The 3,224-nt window shown below is 38.7% G+C and carries 3 protein-coding genes and 1 other RNA gene; 1 reads left to right on the top strand and 3 read right to left on the bottom strand.

Going from position 1 to position 3,224, the window contains the following annotated elements; genetic code table 11:
- Nucleotides 1-130 precede the first annotated feature (130 nt).
- The 3 genes from E1140_RS01820 to E1140_RS01810 all read right to left on the bottom strand — a co-directional run bounded on the left by E1140_RS01820 (nucleotide 131) and on the right by E1140_RS01810 (nucleotide 2,771).
- On the bottom strand, nucleotides 131-688 hold the full coding sequence (locus E1140_RS01820) for a hypothetical protein (protein WP_155178429.1): 558 nt from the start codon (nucleotides 686-688) through the stop codon (nucleotides 131-133).
- Nucleotides 689-801: 113 nt separating this feature from the next.
- Nucleotides 802-1,902 (bottom strand): DNA polymerase III subunit gamma/tau, encoded by a 1,101-nt coding sequence (gene dnaX, locus E1140_RS01815; RefSeq protein ID WP_155178427.1) that lies wholly within the window; start codon nucleotides 1,900-1,902, stop codon nucleotides 802-804.
- A 65-nt stretch (nucleotides 1,903-1,967) separates the two neighbouring features.
- Nucleotides 1,968-2,771 carry a DUF481 domain-containing protein gene (locus E1140_RS01810; protein ID WP_155178425.1) on the bottom strand — a complete coding sequence of 268 codons (804 nt, stop codon included), beginning with the start codon at nucleotides 2,769-2,771 and terminating at the stop codon, nucleotides 1,968-1,970.
- Nucleotides 2,772-2,877: 106 nt separating this feature from the next.
- Between E1140_RS01810 and ssrA the strand changes: the two genes are divergently transcribed.
- Nucleotides 2,878-3,224: a transfer-messenger RNA gene (gene ssrA / locus E1140_RS01805) on the top strand; the annotation flags it as partial.

Genomic DNA, 3,224 nt, shown 5'->3' with positions numbered 1-3,224 from the left:
GACCATTTATGATCATGATATAAAGATAGAAGACGATGATGGTAATGTTGGCCCAAGACTTCAAATGAGAAATGTGCTCAATATTGGCCTGACCTTTAACTTTGGTGAGCCAAGAAAAGAAGAATAATATTTAAAAATCCGGATCTAATCCGAGCCTATTCTGAAGTTCCTTTAGAATAGGCTTTTTTTCTGCCAGATAGTCAAATTTCTCTCTGTTGGTATAAGGCACTCTTGTTGAGTTGTCTTCTTTAAGCTGCGTCTCTAGTTTGATGTGACGGTTATTCAATGTGCTTTTTAGATGAATTATAAGGTCAGACTTGAACTTATCCAGAATCATCATCTTTACCGAGTTTGTAAATGTAATGATGATAGTATGATCGTTTTCTAATCTAAATTCTTGCTTCAAAACTGCATATTCTGAGTCACGACCTTCAGCTTTGGTGTTTTCGGCAAACTTATTCCAAATTTCTCTAAGCTTTTCTTCGGTGAACGGATCTTCACCATAGCTTTCCTCTGGTTCTTCCGATTCGGCCTTTGCCTTTTCTTCTGCAGCAGCGTTTTCGAGAATGCTGTCCATCTTAGGTATTTTAGTCGTTGACTTAAGCCTTTGAGAGGATAATTTTGAAGGTGCCTTTATTGGAGAAGGAGCAGCCACTTGTGGCGCTTCTTCTGTAGGCTCATTTTCCACCCTTTCAGATTTTTGCGCAGGCTCAGGATTAGCAGGCTTTAGTTCTTCCTTGGTTTCAGTTGTGGGTGCTTCAGGTGTCTTACTCTCTGCAGTAGAAGAGTTGTCAGGCTGTGCTAAGCTTTTTTTTTTAATTCTCCATCAGCCAATGATGAGATACTTACGGCAGCCTTGATATGAGCCAATTTCATTAATGCCAACTCAACATGAAGGCGCTGATTTTTGGCTCCTTTATAGTCAAGGTCACATTTGTTGGCAACATTAAGTGCACTTAGTAAAAAGGACATTGAAGACTTGTTGGCCTGTTCAATATACTTGGCTTTTGCGGTTTCTGGCACTTCCATCAACTGCACCGTGGCGTTATCTTTACAAACTAAAAGATTTCTTAAATGTTCGCTCAAGCCAATAATGAAATTATGCCCGTCAAACCCTTGTTTCAGAATCTCATCAAAGGTGATTAACGCATTGCTCAAATCTTCATTTAAGAAATTATCAACCATTTTGAAGTAATATTCATAATCAAGGATATGAAGATTACTGATGGTCGATTGATAGGTAATATTTCTGTCTGAAGAGAAAGTAACTATAAGGTCAAAAATGGATAAGGCATCTCGCAAAGCGCCATCGGCTTTTTGAGAAATGAGGTGTAATGCCTCTTCTTCATATTTGATGCCTTCTCTATCAGCAATTTGCTTCAGATGATCAGCAATGTTGTTTACCTGAATCCTATTGAAATCAAAAATCTGACATCTGGATAGGATGGTAGGTATGATTTTATGCTTCTCAGTTGTAGCAAGAATAAATATGGCGTAAGATGGTGGCTCCTCCAGCGTCTTCAAAAAGGCGTTGAAGGCCTGTGTTGAAAGCATGTGAACCTCATCTATAATATACACTTTATATTTTCCGTATTGAGGAGGATAACGAACCTGATCGATCAGGTTTCTGATATCATCTACGGAATTGTTGGAGGCAGCATCAAGCTCAAAGATGTTTAATGCGGCACCGTCATTGGTCTCGTCAAAATCGTTGATCATCCTAGCCAAAATCCTGGCACAGGTAGTTTTACCTACACCTCTGGGACCACAGAATAGCAAAGCCTGAGCTAGCTGATTGTTGTCAATGGCATTTTTTAAAGTAGTGGTAATGTGCTGCTGCCCCACTACTTCATCAAAACCTTTTGGTCTATATTTTCTTGCCGATACAACAAATTTCTCCATCGGGTCGAAGTTACTAATTGCGGGTTAAATGATGAAAAGATTTATACTTTATAACCTTCAATATTTTAGAAATTCCATTTCAGTCCGTTCGTGAGTGAGTACACCCAATTATTGATATTAATTATTGGTCTGTCCTCGTATTGAGCCGTAAATTCTGTGACAAAAGACAGGTTGTCTGTTAGGCCTACAGAAAGTGAAAGATCTCCACTAACCCGACTTCTAAAAACATTTGAATCAGTATCCAGTCCTCCTTGAAAAAAAACAATACCGTTGAATCTTACGAACTTGTTAAGTGCAGTTTTAAAACCGATATAACTTGAGTTTTTAGGAATTTCTTTGGTGATGATTGCACCATCTTCAATAGACTTCCATTCTTCATATTCGTACATAATACCTGTGCCAATATGTATTTTGTAATCTTTGTCTCTGGCGAGCGCCCATCTAACTCCACCACCTGCGAGCCTTCTCAATGGCATATTTCGTCCATCATCATATTGGATTTGGGCAAAGGTCTCGTAGCTCAATATTTTCTTGCGTAAAAGGTTTATCCTAAAGTGAGTGTAGCCTGTGCTTATCAATGGTCCACCTGTGGAGGTAAAATAATTTAGGTTATTGATTAAAATATATGCGTGCTTATTAGAAACATAAACTAGGTCAGCACTGACTTTTAGTCCTTTGAAAGTCACTTCTTTTTCGGCTGTAGTACTTCTGTTATTGATATTGAAATCAGCTCGGATATTACCGAGAAAATAACCTGAAGAATCGGCATCAATGTCACCCTTATCTACTTTCAGTATTTGCGAATAAGTCTGAAAGCTGAATATAAAAGCCGCGATAAACAGGAATGGAATTATGATGAGTTTGTTCATGAGTGCGAAAATAGAAAACCTATAAAGAAGATTCAATTTGAGATTATATTAGGGGCAGCTTTTTTAGCGAACTTAATTAGGCATATATTTGTAATTCAATTAGCATGGGGCCGACCGGTTTTGACAGGATGAGTTATTACGTGGGAAAGCATGCAGGCTCATAGGATGAGAGCCTTGAAAGATAGTTCTAAAACACAATTGGCGAATCTAATTACGCCATGGCTGCCTAATCTCGAAGTATAGTAGAGATTATTAGGGATTCTTGTTAGACAAGACCCCAGCCACATCCTCCAAAATCTATGTTCTGCAGGTTTTGATTTAGGGTGTCGTAAAGCGGAACTAGCGCCTGCAGGGTTGTGATGCTTGTGCGAAACTAATTGCAACTAAGGAAACGCTTGAGGTTGTTACCGCCTTGGCCTTCTCGAAAATTAAAGAGTAAATAAGCATGTAGAA

This window comes from Fulvivirga lutimaris (assembly GCF_009711525.1).
GTDB classification, from domain to species: domain Bacteria; phylum Bacteroidota; class Bacteroidia; order Cytophagales; family Cyclobacteriaceae; genus Fulvivirga; species Fulvivirga lutimaris.
This window is presented reverse-complemented; position numbering and strand designations above follow the sequence as displayed.